Raw genomic sequence first — 15,533 nt, forward strand, 5'->3', positions numbered from 1 at the left:
GGAGAGTCCCATGGACATCACCAGCGATACCCATAGCCAGCATATTTCCCGCCAGTTCAACCAGGAGCTCGAAGAGCTCAAGACCCACCTGATGGCCATGGGCGGCCTGGTCGAGCAGCAGATCCAGGAGGCGGTGAGCGCCCTGCTGGAGGGCGACAGCCGCCTCGCCGAGCGGGTGCGCGACAACGACAAGGCGGTCAACGACATGCAGTTGAAGATCGACGACGAGTGCACCCGGGTGCTGGCTCGTCGTCAGCCCGCCGCCTCCGACCTGCGCCTGGTGCTGGCGGTGATTCGCGCCACCTCGGACCTGGAGCGCATCGGCGACGAGGCCAGCAAGATCGCCCGCAACGCCCTGTCGCTGATCGAGGCGAACCAGGGGGCCAAGGGCGTGGTGGAGGTGCGCCATATCAGCGAGCATGTGCGCAAGATGCTGCGCGATGCCCTGACCGCCTTCGCCCGCTTCGATATCGAGCTGGCCCTGGAGGTGGTCCACGAGGACGACTCGGTGGACAGCGAGTACGCCAGCGCCATGCGCTCGCTGATGACCTTCATGATGGAGGATCCGCGCGCCATCTCCCCGGTGCTCAACGTGATGTGGATCCTGCGCGCCCTGGAGCGCATCGGCGATCACGCCAACAACCTGGCGGAATACGTGGTCTACCTGGTCAAGGGGCTGGATATCCGCCATGTGGACCCCGAGGAGCTGGACGAGGCGGCCATCAAGCGCCAGGACTGATTGGGACTTGACCGCCGGGGCACCAGCCCCTCCAATGCAGCGACCGCCGCGAATGCCGGCGGTCGCTGTCGTATTGAGGAGAGAAAACGAGATGCTCGATGCCCTGACCGCGGTGCTGCGCGGCACCCGACTGGTCTATCGCCCCGGCCTGCGCCGCTATGTGTTCGCGCCCATCGCCATCAACCTGGTGGTCTACGCGCTGCTGCTGCGCTATGTGCTGGCCCACTTCGGCGGCTGGCTGGACGGCTGGATGGCGATGGTGCCGGCCTGGCTCGACTGGCTGAGCTGGTTGATCTGGCCGCTGTTCCTGATCAGCCTGGTGGTGATCGTCTTCTTTACCTTTACCCTGGTGACTCACCTGATCGCCGCGCCCTTCTATGGCTTCCTGGCCGCCAAGGTGGAGGTGCTGGCCACCGGCCGCGAACCCCTGGACGATCGCGGCCTGGCGCGCACCGCGGTGGATGCCCTGGGCCGCGAGCTGGTCAAGCTGGCCTATATCCTGCCGCGCATGGCGCTGCTCTTCCTGATCAGCTGGATCCCCGCTATCAACCTGGCCGCGCCCCTGCTCTGGGCGCTCTTCTCCGCCTGGGTGATGGCCATCACCTACCTGGACTACCCCATGGACAACAACAAGGTGAGCTTCGCCGAGATGCGCCGCCGCCTGGGACAGCGCCGTTGGCCGACCCTCACCTACGGCGGCTGGGTCACCCTGATCACCTGGATCCCCCTGGCCAACCTCTTCCTGCTGCCCGGCGCCGTGGCCGGCGCGGTGCTGATGTGGGACGCCCACTACCGTGGCCTGACGATGCCGCGCCAGGCCTGATCAGGAAGCGTTGGCCTCGGTCGGGGCGGGAAGCAGTCGCTCGGCGGGGAAGTGACAGGGGGATTGATAAAGAGGCGCCCCCTCAGGAGGAGTTTGCCAGGGCCGGGGCGGGCAGCAGCCGCTCGGCGGGGAAATAGCAGGAGAATCGGGCGCCCTCACCGGGGTGGGAGTCGATCTCCAGGCGGGCATCGTGGCGCAGCAGCACATGCTTGACGATGGCCAGGCCCAGGCCGGTGCCGCCGGTGGCGGTGCTGCGTCCCTTGTCGACCCGGTAGAAGCGCTCGGTGAGGCGCGGCAGGTGCACCGGATCGATGCCCTCGCCGTCGTCCTCCACCTCCAGGCAGGCCCCCTCCGCGGTGAGGCGCCAGCGCAGGGTGATATGAGCCCCCACGCCGGCATAGCGCACCGCATTGAAGACCAGGTTGGAGAGGGCGCTGCGCAGCTCCTGGGCATTGCCCAGCAGCCGCTCCGTCGCCTGGGTTTCCACCGCCAACTGGTGGTGTCCGCCGGAGAGGGCCTCGCCGTCGCGGCGCACCGCCGCCATCAGCTCGGCGAGATCCACCGGCGCGGCGGGCTCCCGGTGCTGCTCGTTCTCCAGCCGCGACAGCAGCAGCAGGTCCTCCACCAGGGTCTGCATGCGGGTGGCCTGCCGCTGCATCTGCCCCAGGCCCCGGGCGAAGCGCGGCGGCAGCAGGTCGGCATGGTCGGCATAGGTCTCCAGGTAGCCGGCCATCACCGTCAGCGGGGTGCGCAGCTCATGGGAGACGTTGGCCACGAAGTCGCGGCGCATCATCTCCAGGCGGTGCAGTCGGGTGATGTCCCGGGCCATCAGCAGGCGCTCGTCGTCGCCATAGAGGGTGATCTGGAACTGCAGGATCAGGTCTTCGCGCAGCGGCGACGGCAGGGTCAGGGGCTCCTGGTAGTCGCGGGCATTGAAGTAGGCGATAAAGCGTGGGTCGCGCAGCAGGTTGGTGATGTGCTGGCCGCGGTCGTGGGAGGCCTTGAGGCCCAGCATGCGCTCGGCGGCGCTGTTCCACCACTCCAGGTCGCCGTGGGAGTCGAGCATCACCACGCTGTCGCTCATCGCCTCGGAGGAGTCCTGGATACGCTTGAGGGTGTCGCGCAGGCGGCGCTGGGTCAGGCGCTGGCCCTTCTGGTACTTGTAGAGGCGATCGAAGAGCTCGCCCCACAGGCCGCTGGCGGCGGGGGGCTCGTCCTGGGGGCGCCGGCTCAGCCAGCGGTGCAGGGCGCGCAGTTGCCAGAGCTGGCGACCCAGGGCCAGGGCCAGTCCCAGGGCCAGGCCGGCGGCGGGGTGGCCCAGGGGCCAGCCTAGCAGGCCGAAGCCTGCGATCAGCAGGGCGAGTCGCCAGAGTTCGCGATGCCAGTTACGCACGGGCGGGCTCCGCAAGTCGGAGGGTCAAGGCGGTGGCGGACCACCACCGCCGGATCATCTCCAGAATACTAGGCCTTGGCGGAGAAGCGGTAGCCGGTGCCGCGCACCGTCTGCACCAGGTGCTGGTGGTGCTCGCCCAGGGCCTTGCGCAGGCGGCGGATATGCACGTCCACGGTGCGCTCCTCCACATAGACGTTGCCGCCCCACACCTGATCGAGCAGCTGGCTGCGGGTATAGGCGCGCTCCTGGTGGGTCATGAAGAACTGCAGCAGGCGGTATTCGGTGGGCCCCATCTCCACCGCCTGGCCGTTGGCGCTGACTCGATGGCTGGCGGGGTCCAGCACCAGGCCGTCCACCTCGACGGCCTCCTCGACCCCCTTGGGGGTGGTGCGGCGCAGCACCGCCTTGAGCCGGGCCACCAGCTCCCGGGGCGAGAAGGGCTTGGTGATGTAGTCGTCGGCGCCGGCCTCCAGGCCCTGGATCTTGTTGTCCTCCTCGCCCTTGGCGGTGAGCAGGATGATCGGCAGCTCGGCGGTAGTGGTCTCGCGCTTGAGGCGCCGGGCCAGTTCGATACCGCTGGTGCCGGGCATCATCCAGTCCAGCAGCAGCAGGTCGGGCTGGTGGTCGACGATCATGGCGTGGGCGTCCTGGGCGTTATCGGCCTCCAGCACGCGATAGTCGGCCATCTCCAGGGCCACGGCGATCATCTCGCGGATGGGCGCTTCGTCATCGACGATCAGAACGGTCTTGGCGGTCATCTCGGGCCTCGGCTGGCTATGACGGTGTGATGACGATTAGAGCCTGACAATATGACAGTGCCATGACAAGGATGGCACTGCCGTCGCCATCATGCCCTCGGCGGGGCTTCTAGCCCTGGGGCCAGAGGCTTAGCGCCAGGCCGGCGAAGAGCACCAACCCCGACCAGTGGTTGTTGAGGAAAGCCTGGAAGCAGCGCTCCCGGGAGCGATCATGGATCAGCACCTGCTGGTGCACGAAGGTGGCCGCCATGGCCGCCAGCCCCAGCCAGAAGAAGCCGCCCAGCCCCAGGCGCCAGCCCGCCCAGCCCAGCAGGCCCAGGGTGGTCAGCTGCAGCAGGCCGATGATCGCCTTGTCGGCGCGGCCGAAGAGCACCGCCGTGGACTTGATGCCGATCCTCAGGTCATCGTCCCGATCCACCATGGCGTACTGGGTGTCGTAGGCCACCGTCCAGGCCACATTGGCGGCGAACAGCAGCCAGGCCTCCATCGGGAGATGGCCCAGCACGGCGCCGAAGGCCATGGGAATGGCCCAGGAGAAGGCGGCGCCCAGGAACAGCTGGGGCAGGTGGGTGTAGCGCTTCATAAAGGGGTAGATAAAGGCCAGCGCCACCCCCACGAAGGCCAGCATGATGGTGAAGAGGTTGGTGAAGAGCACCAGCACGAAGGCCGCGGCCACCAGGGCGCCGAACAGCCCCTTGGCCTCCTTCTCGGCGATGCGGCCGGTGGCCAGGGGACGCTCCCTGGTGCGTTTCACATGGCCGTCCAGGTGGCGGTCGGCGTAATCGTTGATCACGCAGCCGGCGGCGCGCATCAGATAGACCCCGCCGACGAAGATCAGCAGCAGGTCGCGGCCGGGCAGGCCCTCGGCGGCCACCCACAGGGCCCAGAGGGTGGGCCACATCAGTAGCCAGGTGCCGATGGGCCGGTCGAGGCGCATCAGGCGCAGGAAATCGGGCAGGCGGCGGATACCGCGGGGCTGGGTCGAATCCATCGTGTCCTCCTGAAGCGATGGCGCTAATCCTAGCGCGAAGGCAGCCCCAGATCATCCGCCATGCGTGCCAGGAAGTACTCCTGCACCAGTACCGCGAAGTCGCCGTGGCGGAACACCGAGCGGCGCCCCCAGGGGCCTCGTGCCGGGTGGAAGGGCGCCGGGCGCCGGGTCAGCTCGATGGGGCCACGCTCCAGGTCGGGCTGGCGGAACAGCCAGCTGCCCAGGGAGCGTTCCCCCAGGCCATCCAGGCGCTGGCCGCGCAACTGGGTCAGGGGGGCCACCGAGCGGGCCACCACCCAGGGGCACTCGTCGAGGCACAGGGCCACCTCGCGCAGCCAGGCCAGGCGGCGTGGCGCCAGGCCCAGGGCCTGGGCCTCATCGCGGCGCGGCACCCCCAGGCGCTGGCCAAGCAGGCGTACCCGGAAGGGGCGTTCGCCGCCGGCGGCGATCAGCCGCTCGGTCAGGGAGTCCTGGGAGGCCAGCCAACGCCACCAATGGGGACTGATCAAGGGCCTCAGGGCCGTGGCGGGCTGCCAGTGGGGGATGGCGATGGGGGTTGGCCTGTCGCGCACCGTGCCTCTCCGGGTCGAGTCAAGGGGCGGCTAGTGTACCATGGGGCCCCATCCCCTCTCGCTTGCCAGGAGCCCCATGGATACGCCCCTGATCATTCTCGGCGCCGGCATGGCCGGCCTGGGCCTGGCCCGCCAGTGGCGGGCCAGGAACCCCGACCGCCCCTTGACCCTGATCACCGCCGATAGCGGCGACGATTATTCCAAGCCGCTGCTCTCCACCGGTTTCGCCAAGGGCCTGCCTCCGGAGCGGCTGGCCCAGCGCTCGGCCATCGAGGTGGCCGATCACCTGGGGGCCGTGGTGCGCACCCGAACCCGGGTTACGTCCCTCGACCCGGAGGCCCGCTGCCTGTGGGTCGGCGAGGAGCGCCTCGACTTCGGCCAACTGGTGCTGGCCACCGGCGCCGTGCCGCGGCCGCCCTTCGTGATTCCCGAGAAGCTCGCCGGCAAGGTCTTTACCATCAACGACCTGGATGACTACCGTGGCTTTCAGCGGGCCCTGGCGGCCCTCGGTCGCCCGGCCCGGGTAGCGATCATCGGCAGCGGCCTGGTGGGCTGCGAGTTCGCCAATGACCTGCACGCCGGCGGCCATCTCGTGGACCTGATCGCCCCGGAGCCGGCCCCCCTGGCGCGGCTGCTGCCGGAGCCCCTGGGGCGGGCCCTGGGCGAGGCCATGGCCGAGGCGGGGATCGTCCTGCATGCGGGGCGCTTGCTCACGACCATGGCGGCCGAGACGCAGGGCGTGGCCCTGAGCCTGGACGATGGCCAGGCCCTGGCAGCGGATCTGGTGCTGGTGGCCACCGGCCTGGTGCCACGGGTCGAGCTGGCCGCGGCGGCGGGGCTGACGACCTCCGCCGAGGGCATCGTCACCGATCGTTACCTGGGCACCTCGGCGGCGGGAATCTATGCCCTGGGGGACGCCGCCTGCGTGGCCGGCGTCAACGCCATGTATGTGCAGCCGCTGCAGGCGGCGGCCAAGGCATTGGCGGCGACGCTGAGCGGCACCCCCACGCCGGTGAGCTATGGACCCTGGCCGGTGCTGGTCAAGACGCCCCTGCTGCCGGTGGTCTCCTTGCCACCCCGGGAGTCGCCGGCGCGCTGGCGTATCGAGGGAGAGGGGCGCGATCTCGCGGCCCTGGCCGAGGATATAGACGGACGTTTGATCGGATTCGCGTTGACAGGCGCCGCCGTGAGGCGGAAAGTTGAGCTGGCGCGAGTCGCCCCGCCGTTGCTAGTCTAGTGACGTTACGCGTGGGGGAGGGCTCCCGCCAGCATCGATGGGGTGCTTGGATTTCCCGGGTGCTTCGACTTCAGTGATTAACGAAGAACAACGAGAGCGGCGGATGCCGCCTTGCATATCCAAACCAGGAGGGCTGTATGCGCAAACCAGAACTCGCTGCGGCGATCGCCGAGCGTGCCGATCTTTCCAAGGACAAGGCCGGTCAGGTGCTCAACGTCATTCTCGACGAGATCACCGGTAGTGTGGCCAAGGGGCAGGACGTCTCCCTGATCGGGTTCGGCTCCTTCACCGTGCGCGAGCGCGCTGCGCGCACCGGCAAGAACCCCCAGACCGGTCAGCCGCTGACCATTCCGGCCAGCAAGACCGTGGCCTTCAAGCCGGGCAAGGCGCTCAAGGACGCCGTGACCAAGTAAGGTTGTCCACCGCGGGCCCGGTGGCGGTGTCGCCGGGCCCGGAATCTTGCCATGCAAGGAGCGCCATGAAGCTGCGTCTGCTGCTGTGGATCCTGGGCTGGCTGCTCAAGCGCGCCCTGCGCCGCAAGGCTGCCTTCCGGGAGTCCCTCGGCCGGGCCAAGGGCCTCGACTGGGGCATCGCCACCGAAGATCTCTCCATCGCCCGCTATTACCGGATGTCGCCCCGTGGCATCCAGACCGGCAAGGGATTGCCGGTGGATCTCGACCTGGAGCTACGCTTCGAGGACGAGGCCGCCGCCCTCAAGGTCCTGCGCAAGCCGACCCAACAGGCCTTCCTCGACGGCATGATGGCCGGCACCGTGCGCCTCGTCGGTGACTCCGCCGATCTGACCCAGCTACAGAAACTGCTGAAACACCTGTAAGCGCCGAGCTATAAGCTTCGAGCGTCGAGCTACAAGGACTCCGCTTGTAGCTGGCCTCGGTGGCCGACACTGCCTTGCTCCTTGCTCCTTGCTCCTTGCTCCTTGCTCCTTGCTCCTTGCTCCTTGCTCCTTGGTGCTATACCTGCCCATAGCGCCCGGCTTCATCCCCCAGCCAGCGCTGAATCAGTGGGCCGCTGGCCTCCGGGGCCTGGGCCAGCAGGGCCTTGGCGAGTTCGGTGACGCTATCCAGCAGGTCGCGGTCCCGCTCCAGGTCGGCGATCTTCATCTGTGCCAGGCCGGTCTGGCGGGTGCCCAGCACCTCGCCGGGGCCGCGCAGCTCCAGGTCCTTCTCGGCGATCCGGAAGCCGTCGGTAGTCTCGCGCATCACCGCCAGGCGCTCCCGGGAGTGGGCCGACAGCGGCGGATGGTAGAGCAACACGCAGAAGCTCTCGGTGGCGCCGCGTCCCACCCGGCCACGCAGCTGGTGCAACTGGGAGAGCCCCAGGCGTTCCGGGTTCTCGATGATCATCAGGCTGGCATTGGGCACGTCCACCCCCACCTCGATCACCGTGGTGGCCACCAGCAGATCCAGCTCGCCGGCCTTGAAGGCCGCCATCACCTCGGCCTTCTCCGTCGCCTTCATGCGCCCGTGGACCAGGCCGATGGAAAGCTCCGGGAGGGCCTCGGTGAGCTCGTCCCGGGTCGCCTCGGCGGCCTGGCACTGGAGTGCCTCGGACTCCTCGATCAGGGTACAGACCCAGTAGGCCTGGCGCCCCTCGGCGCAGGCGTGGCGGATGCGCGCCACCACCTCGGGGCGGCGCTCGTCGGGCACCGCCACCGTCTGTACCGGGGTGCGCCCCGGGGGCAGCTCGTCGATCACCGACAGGTCCAGGTCCGCATAGGTGCTCATCGCCAGGGTGCGGGGGATCGGCGTGGCGGTCATCACCAGCTGGTGGGGGGTGAGGCCGGCGGCCTCGCCCTTCTCGCGCAGGGCCAGGCGCTGGTGAACCCCGAAGCGGTGCTGTTCGTCGATGATCGCCAGCCCCAGGCGCTGGAAATGGACGTCATCCTGGAAGAGCGCATGGGTGCCCACCACCACCTGGGCGCGGCCGTCGAGTAGCGCCGCCTTGGTGTCCAGGCGCGCCTTGCCCTTGAGCTTGCCGGCCAGCCAGGCCACCTCGATGCCCAGCGGCTCGAACCAGGCGCGGAAGGTGCGAAAGTGCTGCTCGGCGAGGATCTCGGTGGGTGCCATCACCGCCGCCTGGCAGCCCCCGGCGATGGCGGAGAGCGCCGCCAGCGCCGCCACCACCGTCTTGCCGGAGCCCACGTCGCCCTGCACCAGGCGCAGCATGGGCAGCGGCCGCTGCAGGTCGGCGGCGATCTCGTCCAGCACCCGGCGCTGGGCGCCGGTCAGGCTGAAGGGCAACTGGGCGACGAAGCGCGCCTGCAGGCCGCGGCCGGAGGGCAGCTCGGGGGCCCCATCGGCCTGGATGCGCAGGCGCACCTGGCGCAGGCTGAGCTGGTGGGCCAGTAGCTCCTCCAGGGCCAGGCGGCGGATGGCCGGGTGCTGGCCCGCGGCCAGGCTCTCCAGGTCGGCCTCCGGGGGCGGCTCATGCAGGGCATGCAGGCAGTGGCGCAGTTCCGGCAGGCCGAAGCGTTCGCGCAGGGCCTCGGGAATCCAGTCGCGCAGGTCGTCGGGGTGGCGGTCCAGCAGCGCCAGGGCCTGGCCGATCAGCGCCCGCAGGCGCGCCTGGTTGAGCCCCTCGGTGGTCGGGTAGATGGGGGTCAGGTGCTCCTCCACCGGGGCCTCGCCGCTGGCCAGCAGGCGATACTCCGGGTGGTAGATCTCCAGGCCGGTGGCCCCGGCCCGGGCCTCGCCGAAGGCGCGCAGGGTCACCCCGGGGCGAAACTGCTGCTGCTGGGCCGGCGAGAAGTGGAAGAAGCGCAGGCTGAGGATCCCGGAGCCATCCTTGAGCCGCACCAGCAGGCTGCGGCGCCGGCCCTGGACCACGCTGGCGGCGGCCACCTCGCCCTCGATCACCGCTTCCTGGCCCGCCTTGAGGGTGCCCATGGGGGTGATGCGGGTGCGATCCTGATAGCGCAGCGGCAGGTGGAAGAGCAGGTCCGCCAGGGTACCGATACGCAGCCGGGCCAGCTTGGCGGCCAGCGCCTCGCCGACCCCCTTGAGCTCGGTGACCGGCTGCTGGAGCCGGTTCATGCTGCCCGACGCTGGCGGCACTTGGCGATCGCCTCGGTGAGGGTGTCGATGGCCTTGGGCCGCGGGAAGCTGGCCCGCCAGGCGATGGCCACGGTGCGTGACGGTGCCGGATCGCTGAAGGGGCGACTCTCCACCACCCCTTGCTCATAGCGGCCGGTGCCGATGGCGGAGTGGGGCAGTACCGTGACCCCCAGCCGCGAGGCGACCATATAGCGGATGGTCTCCAGGGAGCCGCCCTCGGCGGTGAGGGTGTTGCTGGGGCTATTGAGCTTGGCGCTGATCGCCGGGCAGGCCTCGAGGATCTGGTCGCGGAAGCAGTGCCCCTCGCCGAGCAGCAACAGGCGCTCGCCGAGCAGTTCCTCCTTGTCGATGCTGGCCTTCTCGGTCCAGGGGTGGCTCGCCGGCATCAGCACCTCGAAGGCCTCGTCGTAGAGGGGCTTGGTCAGCACGTCGGTCTCGGTGAAGGGCAGCGAGATGATGATGGCGTCCAGCTCGCCGCTGCGCAGCTTGCGACGCAGGGTGGCGGTGAAGCCCTCCTCGATATAGAGCGACATCTGCGGCGCGCTGCGGGCCAGCTCGGGGATCAGGTCGGGAAACAGGTAGGGACCGATGGTGTAGATGGCGCCGATGCGCAGCGGGCTGGCCAACTGGTCCTTGCCGGCATTGGCCAGTTCCCTGATCACGCTGCTCTGCTCCAGCACCCGCTGAGCCTGCTCGACGATGCGTTCCCCCAGGGGGGTGACCTGGACCGTGGACTTGGAGCGCTCGAAGAGGGGCACGCCCAGCTCCTCCTCGAGCTTCTTCACCGCCACCGACAGGGTCGGCTGGGAGACGTGGCAGCGCTCGGCGGCGCGCCCGAAGTGGCGCTCCTGGGCCAAGGTTACGATGTAGCGGAGTTCTGTTAGAGTCATGGTGGTGCCTCGGCGGCATCCTCTCGGGGCAGTAATGTGTTATCCGATAGGGACTTTTTATCAAGGGGCAAGGGAAAGGTGAAGAAAACAACGACATTGATCATCGGCTGCGGCGATATCGGCATCACCCTGGCACGGCAACTCAAGGCGCAAGGGCAGAGTGTCACCGGCGTGCGGCGTCGCCCGGAGGCCCTGGCCGAGACGGGTATCGCGGCGGTGGCCGCGGACGTCCAGGACGCCGAGAGCCTGGCGTCCCTGCCGAATGCCGAGGTGGTGATCTATGTGATCAGCGCCGACCGTTTCGAGGAGGAGGCCTACCGGGCCGCCTATCCGGACGGGCTCAAGGCGGTGCTGGCCGAGTATGCCGGCCGCAAGCGGCCGCCCAAGCGGGTCTTCTTCGTCTCTTCCACCAGCGTCTATGCCCAGCAGGAGGGCGAAAGCGTGGATGAGGCCAGCGAGGCCGTGCCTCATGGCTTCTCGGGACAGTTGATGCTGGAGGCGGAGCAGGCGCTGCTGGCCCATGCGCTGCCGGGCACCGTGGTGCGCTTCTCCGGCATCTATGGGCCGGGCCGCGATCGCCTGATCCGCCAGGTTCGCGAGGGGCGCATCGCCCCGGCGACACCGACCATGTACTCCAATCGCATCCATCGCGACGACTGTGCCGGGGTGCTGGCCCACCTGATCGACCTGGCCCTGGCCGACAAGCCGCTGGAACCCCTCTACCTGGCCTCCGATTGCGAGCCGGCGCCGCTCCACGAGGTGATGCAATGGCTGGCCGACAAGCTGCGGGTGGAGCCCAGCCAGGTGATCCAGTCGCCGCTGCGGCGTCGGGCCAGCAAGCGCTGCGACAATGCCCTGCTGCTCGAGAGCGGTTACCGCTTCCGCTACCCCAGCTTCCGGGAAGGCTATGCCCAGGTGCTGGAGGCGGGCGGCTTTCTGCCCGCCAAGAAGTGATGCCCTGGCCAGTGGGGTGTTGAGGCCATAGGCCACGACGCCAGCGACGGGAGCGCGGTCTTCTTGCGCCATCTGGCCTGACAAGACTCAGAACGCCAGCCGGTAGTTCAGGGAGTAGACCTCGAAACCGTCATTGGGCCGCTTTATCCGCCCATTGGAATAGTGGATGGCGCTGAGGCCCAACTCGCCGCCCTGAGCCAGCCGCCACCCCGCCGCCAGCCGGTTCTCGAACTGGAAGGCGGTGGAGAGCTCCCGGGACTCCAGGCGGGTCTCGAGGAACAGGCCGGCACCGAATCCCGCCTCCAGATAGGCCCCGCCGGCCGCGCCAAGATCGTAGCGGAAGGCGGGCGTCACCACCCAGGCGGCGTTATCGTCCTCATCATCGCCGGGCAGCAGCAGCACCCCGCTGGCCAGGCGCAGGTCGAGGCGCGGGTGCCAGTGGCTCAGATCGAACTCGCGATCCAGGGTCAGGCGCAGCGCCGGCGTGCTCTCGCTGGTATAGCCGAGGCCGATATTCAGATCGGCCTGGGCCGGCGCGCTCAGTGCCAACAGGGCCGCGGCGATTCCGGTTCCTAGTGCATGATGTCTCGACATGCTCCCTCTCCCTAGTGGCGATAATTAGCGGCGGCGACTGCTAGCCAGGTAGTGGTATCGGTGGCGTCCTCCTTCGGCAACCGATTGAACCAGCTCGATTCCAGTGTAGTGCCAGTCGAGGCGCGGACGGGGCAGCGTCGACAGGACGCAGGAATCACGTTTCCCCGGGGGTGCGTGACGCAGCAGGGTGATATGGGGCAGGAAGGGGCGCCGGGGTGGCGAGAAACCCAGCTCGGTCAGAGCCTGCCAGAGGTCGCGGTGGAGCGCCTCCAGGGCCGGTGAGGGGCGGCTCGAGCCGAGCCAGAGGATGCCGCCGCGGCGAAACTGGCCGTAGCGATCCGCAGACCAGGTGTCCGGTGGGCAGGAAAACGCTTCGGTGAGTCGAATCAGGGCATCGCGGCGGGACTCGGGCACCTCGCCGAGGAAGGCCAGGGTCAGGTGCAGCGATGCCCGAGGGGTGGCACGCCCGCCGCAGCGGCGGCGGGCCTGCTCGGCCAGGGCGACGAGTCGTTCGCCCAGGGCCGGGTCGGGGCGCAGGGCGAAGAAGAGCCGCACGCCGGGACGCCTCGGGTCGGCTCAGTCGCCGATCACCATCACCGCCTCGGCCTCCACCTGGCTGCCCTTGGGCAGGGCCTTGACGCCGACCGCGGCGCGGGCCGGGAAGGGGGCGCCGAAGAACTCCTCCATCACCTTGTTGACGATGGCGAAGTTGTCCAGGTCCACCAGGTAGAGGTTGATCTTGACGATCTCGCCCAGGGAGCCGGCGGCTTCCTCGCAGACCGCCTTGAGGTTGGTGAAGACCTGGCGAGCCTGGGCCTCGAAGTCATCGGAGACCAGTTCCATGGTGGCCGGGTCCAGGGGGATCTGGCCGGACATATAGACGGTGTTGCCGGCCTTGATGGCCTGGGAGTAGGGGCCGATAGCGGCGGGCGCCTTGTCGGTATTGATGACGGCCTTGTTGCTCATGGGGGTGTCCTCGCTGTGGTTGTGTGGGAAAAAGTGGGCCCCGCCGCCCGGTGCAGGCGGCGGGGCCGGATTCGGGGCTCAGTTGCGGACGCGGCCGACGCGACCCACCTGGGGCAGGTTGCGGATACGCTTGATGATGCGCGCCAGGTGGATACGGTCGTGCACCGCCAGGGTCAGGTTGACGATGGCCAGGCGGGCATCGCGCTCCTCGATGCCGATGCGCTCGATATTGGCATCGGCATCGGTGACCAGGCTGGCCAGCTCCGCCACCAGGCCGCGACGGGTCTCCATCTCGATGCGCAGCGCCACCGGGAAGTCCTCGGTGATGGTCTCCGACCACTCCAGGGGGAAGAGCTTCTCCGGATCCCCCTTGAGGTCATTCAGGTTGCGGCAGTCGGCGCGGTGCACCACGATGCCCTTGCCCACCGAGAGGTGGCCCAGCACCGGGTCGCCGGGCAGCGGGTGACAGCAGCGCGCGAACTTGATCACCATGCCCTCGGCGCCGCTGATCACCACCGGGCTGTCGCCCTGCGAAGAGCTGGGGGTGCGCGGCGCCTCCCGGCCCTCCGGTAGCGCCTCCACCAGGCGCCGGGCCACCGCATAGGCCATGCGGGTGCCGAGGCCGATGGACTCCAGCAGCTCGTCTTCGTGGTTGACCGACAGCGCCTCCAGTTGGGCGGCCAGGTGCCCCTCCGGCAGCTCTTCCAGGCTGGTCTCGAAATCCGCCAGGGCCTTGTTGAGCAGGCGCCGCCCCAGCTGGACCGACTCGGTATGCTGCTGATACTTGAGGGCATGGCGGATCGCCGAGCGCGCCTTGGCGGTGATCACGAAGGAGAGCCAGGTGGTATTGGGCTTGGCCCCCGGGGCGGTGATGATCTCCAGGGTCTGGCCGCTCTCCAACCGGGTGGAGAGCGGCGCCAGGTGGCGATCGATGCGACAGGCGATGCAGCTGTTGCCGATATCGGTGTGCACGCTGTAGGCGAAGTCGATCACCGTGGCCCCCTGGGGCAGTTCCATGATGTCGCCCTTGGGGGTGAAGACGTAGATATCGTCGGGGAAGAGGTCGTTCTTGACGTGCTCGATGAATTCCAGCGAGTCCCCGGCGTGACGCTGCATCTCCAGCAGCCCCTTGACCCACTGGCGGGCCCGGGCGTGGCTGCCCTCGGCGATGGGATGGTCGGTCTGGCCGGCCTTGTAGAGCCAGTGGGCGGCGATGCCGTTGTTGGCCATGGCCTCCATCTCGCGGGTACGGATCTGCACCTCGATGGGCATGCCGCCGGCACCGAACAGGGTGGTATGCAGGCTCTGGTAGCCGTTGGCCTTGGGGATGGCGATATAGTCCTTGAAGCGCCCCGGTACCGGCTTGTAGAGGTTGTGCACCACGCCGAGGATGCGGTAGCAGCTGTCGACGCTGTCGGTGATGATGCGGAAGCCGAAGACGTCCATGATCTCGGCGAAGGACTTCTGCTGATCGCGCATCTTGCGGTAGATGGAGAGCAGGTGCTTCTGGCGCCCCACCACGTTGCCGGACAGCCCCTCGTCGTCCAGGCACTGCTGGAGGCTGGTCTGCAGCTGGCGAATCGCCGAGCGGCGATGGCCCCGGGCCTTGCTCACCGCCCGCTTGATGCGCTCGGCGCGCATCGGGTAGATGGCCTGGAAGGAGAGGTCCTCCAGCTCCACGCGGATGGTGTTGATGCCCAGGCGGCTGGCGATGCGGGCGTAGATCTCCAGGGTCTCGCGGGCGATGCGGCGCTTCTTCTCCGGGCGCAGGGCGCCCAGGGTGCGCATGTTGTGCAGGCGGTCGGCGAGCTTGACGATGATCACCCGGATATCCCGGGACATCGCCAGCACCATCTTCTGGAAGTTCTCCGCCTGGGCCACCGCCTTGTCCTCGAAGGCGATCTGGGTCAGCTTGGAGACGCCGTCGACGAGTTCCGCCACCGGCTCGCCGAACTGGGCGGCCAGGGCGTCCTTGGGCACGCCGGTATCCTCGATGACGTCATGCAGCATGGCGGCCATCAGGCTCTGATGGTCCATATGCATATTGGCGAGGATATTGGCCACGGCCAGGGGGTGGGTCACATAGGGTTCGCCGGAACGGCGGCGCTGGCCGTCATGGGCCTGCTCGGCGTAATAGAAGGCGCGCTTGACCTGCTGGATCTCCTCGGCGGGCAGATAGCTGCCGAGGCGGTCGGCCAGGTCGTCGATGGTAAACATGGGCGCGCCTTATTGCTGCGAAGGGGAAGGGGCGAGAGACGGCGGGACCGTTACTCGCCGAAGCCTGCTTCCGCCTCCGGCCGCGGCCGTACCGGAGCCTCCACCGGCTCATTGAGCACCTGGTCGTCGATCTTGCCGGCGGCAATCTCGCGCAGCGCCATCACGGTAGGCTTGTCGTTGTCCCAGGGCAGCAGGGCATCACGGGAGCCGCGGGCCAGCTGACGGGCGCGCTGGGTGGAAATCATCACCAGCTTGAAACGGTTTTCCACGTGATCCAGACAATCTTCAACGGTAACTCGCGCCATGAACGGTATCCTGATGTTGC

The 15,533-nt window shown here is 68.5% G+C and carries 17 protein-coding genes; 6 read left to right on the forward strand and 11 right to left on the reverse strand.

The genetic code is table 11. The features are described 5' to 3' along the window. Positions 1 to 10 precede the first annotated feature (10 nt). Positions 11 to 739 (forward strand): phosphate signaling complex protein PhoU, encoded by a 729-nt coding sequence (phoU, locus tag ACZ5EF_RS20070; protein ID WP_346060800.1) that lies wholly within the window; start codon positions 11 to 13, stop codon positions 737 to 739. Positions 740 to 830: 91 nt separating this feature from the next. Next, the gene (cysZ, locus tag ACZ5EF_RS20075) at positions 831 to 1,562 is read left to right on the forward strand and encodes a sulfate transporter CysZ (RefSeq protein ID WP_346060799.1); all 732 of its coding nucleotides are present in this window, start codon (positions 831 to 833) and stop codon (positions 1,560 to 1,562) included. Between the two features lie 82 nt (positions 1,563 to 1,644). Here the strand turns inward: cysZ and phoR are convergent, their stop codons facing one another. The 4 genes from phoR to ACZ5EF_RS20095 form a co-directional block, all read right to left on the reverse strand. Beyond that, positions 1,645 to 2,955, reverse strand: coding sequence for a phosphate regulon sensor histidine kinase PhoR (gene phoR / locus ACZ5EF_RS20080; RefSeq protein ID WP_346060798.1), 1,311 nt, complete (start codon positions 2,953 to 2,955; stop codon positions 1,645 to 1,647). Between the two features lie 68 nt (positions 2,956 to 3,023). Further along, a complete protein-coding gene (gene phoB / locus ACZ5EF_RS20085; protein ID WP_195861144.1) occupies positions 3,024 to 3,713 on the reverse strand; it encodes a phosphate regulon transcriptional regulator PhoB in 690 nt (229 codons plus the stop codon). Positions 3,714 to 3,822: 109 nt separating this feature from the next. Continuing rightward, positions 3,823 to 4,704 carry a 4-hydroxybenzoate octaprenyltransferase gene (ubiA, locus tag ACZ5EF_RS20090; RefSeq protein WP_346060797.1) on the reverse strand — a complete coding sequence of 294 codons (882 nt, stop codon included), beginning with the start codon at positions 4,702 to 4,704 and terminating at the stop codon, positions 3,823 to 3,825. 29 nt (positions 4,705 to 4,733) lie between these two features. Next, positions 4,734 to 5,276 (reverse strand): chorismate--pyruvate lyase family protein, encoded by a 543-nt coding sequence (locus tag ACZ5EF_RS20095; RefSeq protein WP_346060796.1) that lies wholly within the window; start codon positions 5,274 to 5,276, stop codon positions 4,734 to 4,736. 76 nt (positions 5,277 to 5,352) lie between these two features. On the opposite strand from ACZ5EF_RS20095, the gene ACZ5EF_RS20100 reads away from it, so the two are divergent. From ACZ5EF_RS20100 to ACZ5EF_RS20110, 3 genes are all read left to right on the forward strand, one after another. Further along, positions 5,353 to 6,513, forward strand: coding sequence for an NAD(P)/FAD-dependent oxidoreductase (locus ACZ5EF_RS20100; RefSeq protein ID WP_346060795.1), 1,161 nt, complete (start codon positions 5,353 to 5,355; stop codon positions 6,511 to 6,513). Between the two features lie 137 nt (positions 6,514 to 6,650). Beyond that, the gene (locus ACZ5EF_RS20105; protein WP_464122650.1) at positions 6,651 to 6,926 is read left to right on the forward strand and encodes an HU family DNA-binding protein; all 276 of its coding nucleotides are present in this window, start codon (positions 6,651 to 6,653) and stop codon (positions 6,924 to 6,926) included. A 65-nt stretch (positions 6,927 to 6,991) separates the two neighbouring features. Beyond that, complete coding sequence (locus ACZ5EF_RS20110; protein WP_346060794.1) at positions 6,992 to 7,348, forward strand: hypothetical protein; 357 nt, start codon at positions 6,992 to 6,994, stop codon at positions 7,346 to 7,348. Positions 7,349 to 7,484: 136 nt separating this feature from the next. Here the strand turns inward: ACZ5EF_RS20110 and recG are convergent, their stop codons facing one another. Both recG and ACZ5EF_RS20120 read right to left on the reverse strand, forming a co-directional pair. Next, a complete protein-coding gene (gene recG / locus ACZ5EF_RS20115) occupies positions 7,485 to 9,566 on the reverse strand; it encodes an ATP-dependent DNA helicase RecG (RefSeq protein WP_346061135.1) in 2,082 nt (693 codons plus the stop codon). Next, positions 9,563 to 10,477 (reverse strand): hydrogen peroxide-inducible genes activator, encoded by a 915-nt coding sequence (locus tag ACZ5EF_RS20120; protein WP_346060793.1) that lies wholly within the window; start codon positions 10,475 to 10,477, stop codon positions 9,563 to 9,565. The genes recG and ACZ5EF_RS20120 overlap by 4 nt, the downstream gene beginning before the upstream one ends. Positions 10,478 to 10,555: 78 nt before the next feature. Here ACZ5EF_RS20120 and ACZ5EF_RS20125 point away from each other — a divergent pair, with 78 nt between their 5' ends. Beyond that, positions 10,556 to 11,431 (forward strand): SDR family oxidoreductase, encoded by an 876-nt coding sequence (locus tag ACZ5EF_RS20125; RefSeq protein WP_346060792.1) that lies wholly within the window; start codon positions 10,556 to 10,558, stop codon positions 11,429 to 11,431. 87 nt (positions 11,432 to 11,518) lie between these two features. Here ACZ5EF_RS20125 and ACZ5EF_RS20130 read toward each other — a convergent pair whose 3' ends face one another. From ACZ5EF_RS20130 to rpoZ, 5 genes are all read right to left on the reverse strand, one after another. Further along, a complete protein-coding gene (locus ACZ5EF_RS20130; RefSeq protein ID WP_346060791.1) occupies positions 11,519 to 12,025 on the reverse strand; it encodes an acyloxyacyl hydrolase in 507 nt (168 codons plus the stop codon). A 24-nt stretch (positions 12,026 to 12,049) separates the two neighbouring features. Further along, positions 12,050 to 12,580 carry an RNA 2',3'-cyclic phosphodiesterase gene (gene thpR / locus ACZ5EF_RS20135; RefSeq protein WP_346060790.1) on the reverse strand — a complete coding sequence of 177 codons (531 nt, stop codon included), beginning with the start codon at positions 12,578 to 12,580 and terminating at the stop codon, positions 12,050 to 12,052. A 21-nt stretch (positions 12,581 to 12,601) separates the two neighbouring features. Then, entirely contained in the window at positions 12,602 to 12,991 is a 390-nt protein-coding gene (locus ACZ5EF_RS20140) for a RidA family protein (protein WP_346060789.1), read from the reverse strand. Between the two features lie 78 nt (positions 12,992 to 13,069). Beyond that, positions 13,070 to 15,208, reverse strand: coding sequence for a RelA/SpoT family protein (locus ACZ5EF_RS20145; protein ID WP_346060788.1), 2,139 nt, complete (start codon positions 15,206 to 15,208; stop codon positions 13,070 to 13,072). Between the two features lie 50 nt (positions 15,209 to 15,258). After that, a complete protein-coding gene (rpoZ, locus tag ACZ5EF_RS20150) occupies positions 15,259 to 15,513 on the reverse strand; it encodes a DNA-directed RNA polymerase subunit omega (protein ID WP_346060787.1) in 255 nt (84 codons plus the stop codon). Between the last annotated feature and the right edge of the window lie 20 nt (positions 15,514 to 15,533).

It is taken from the genome of Bisbaumannia salifodinae (assembly GCF_055388505.1).

Coding starts and splice junctions, on each gene's coding strand:
- ACZ5EF_RS20105 (WP_464122650.1), top strand. CDS start 6,651: ATGCGCAAACCAGAACTCGCTGCGGCGATCGCCGAGCGTGCCGATCTT.
- phoB (WP_195861144.1), bottom strand. CDS start 3,713: ATGACCGCCAAGACCGTTCTGATCGTCGATGACGAAGCGCCCATCCGC.
- rpoZ (WP_346060787.1), bottom strand. CDS start 15,513: ATGGCGCGAGTTACCGTTGAAGATTGTCTGGATCACGTGGAAAACCGT.
- ACZ5EF_RS20140 (WP_346060789.1), bottom strand. CDS start 12,991: ATGAGCAACAAGGCCGTCATCAATACCGACAAGGCGCCCGCCGCTATC.
- ACZ5EF_RS20120 (WP_346060793.1), bottom strand. CDS start 10,477: ATGACTCTAACAGAACTCCGCTACATCGTAACCTTGGCCCAGGAGCGC.
- phoU (WP_346060800.1), top strand. CDS start 11: ATGGACATCACCAGCGATACCCATAGCCAGCATATTTCCCGCCAGTTC.
- recG (WP_346061135.1), bottom strand. CDS start 9,566: ATGAACCGGCTCCAGCAGCCGGTCACCGAGCTCAAGGGGGTCGGCGAG.
- cysZ (WP_346060799.1), top strand. CDS start 831: ATGCTCGATGCCCTGACCGCGGTGCTGCGCGGCACCCGACTGGTCTAT.
- ACZ5EF_RS20100 (WP_346060795.1), top strand. CDS start 5,353: ATGGATACGCCCCTGATCATTCTCGGCGCCGGCATGGCCGGCCTGGGC.
- ACZ5EF_RS20130 (WP_346060791.1), bottom strand. CDS start 12,025: ATGTCGAGACATCATGCACTAGGAACCGGAATCGCCGCGGCCCTGTTG.
- ACZ5EF_RS20110 (WP_346060794.1), top strand. CDS start 6,992: ATGAAGCTGCGTCTGCTGCTGTGGATCCTGGGCTGGCTGCTCAAGCGC.
- ubiA (WP_346060797.1), bottom strand. CDS start 4,704: ATGGATTCGACCCAGCCCCGCGGTATCCGCCGCCTGCCCGATTTCCTG.
- ACZ5EF_RS20145 (WP_346060788.1), bottom strand. CDS start 15,208: ATGTTTACCATCGACGACCTGGCCGACCGCCTCGGCAGCTATCTGCCC.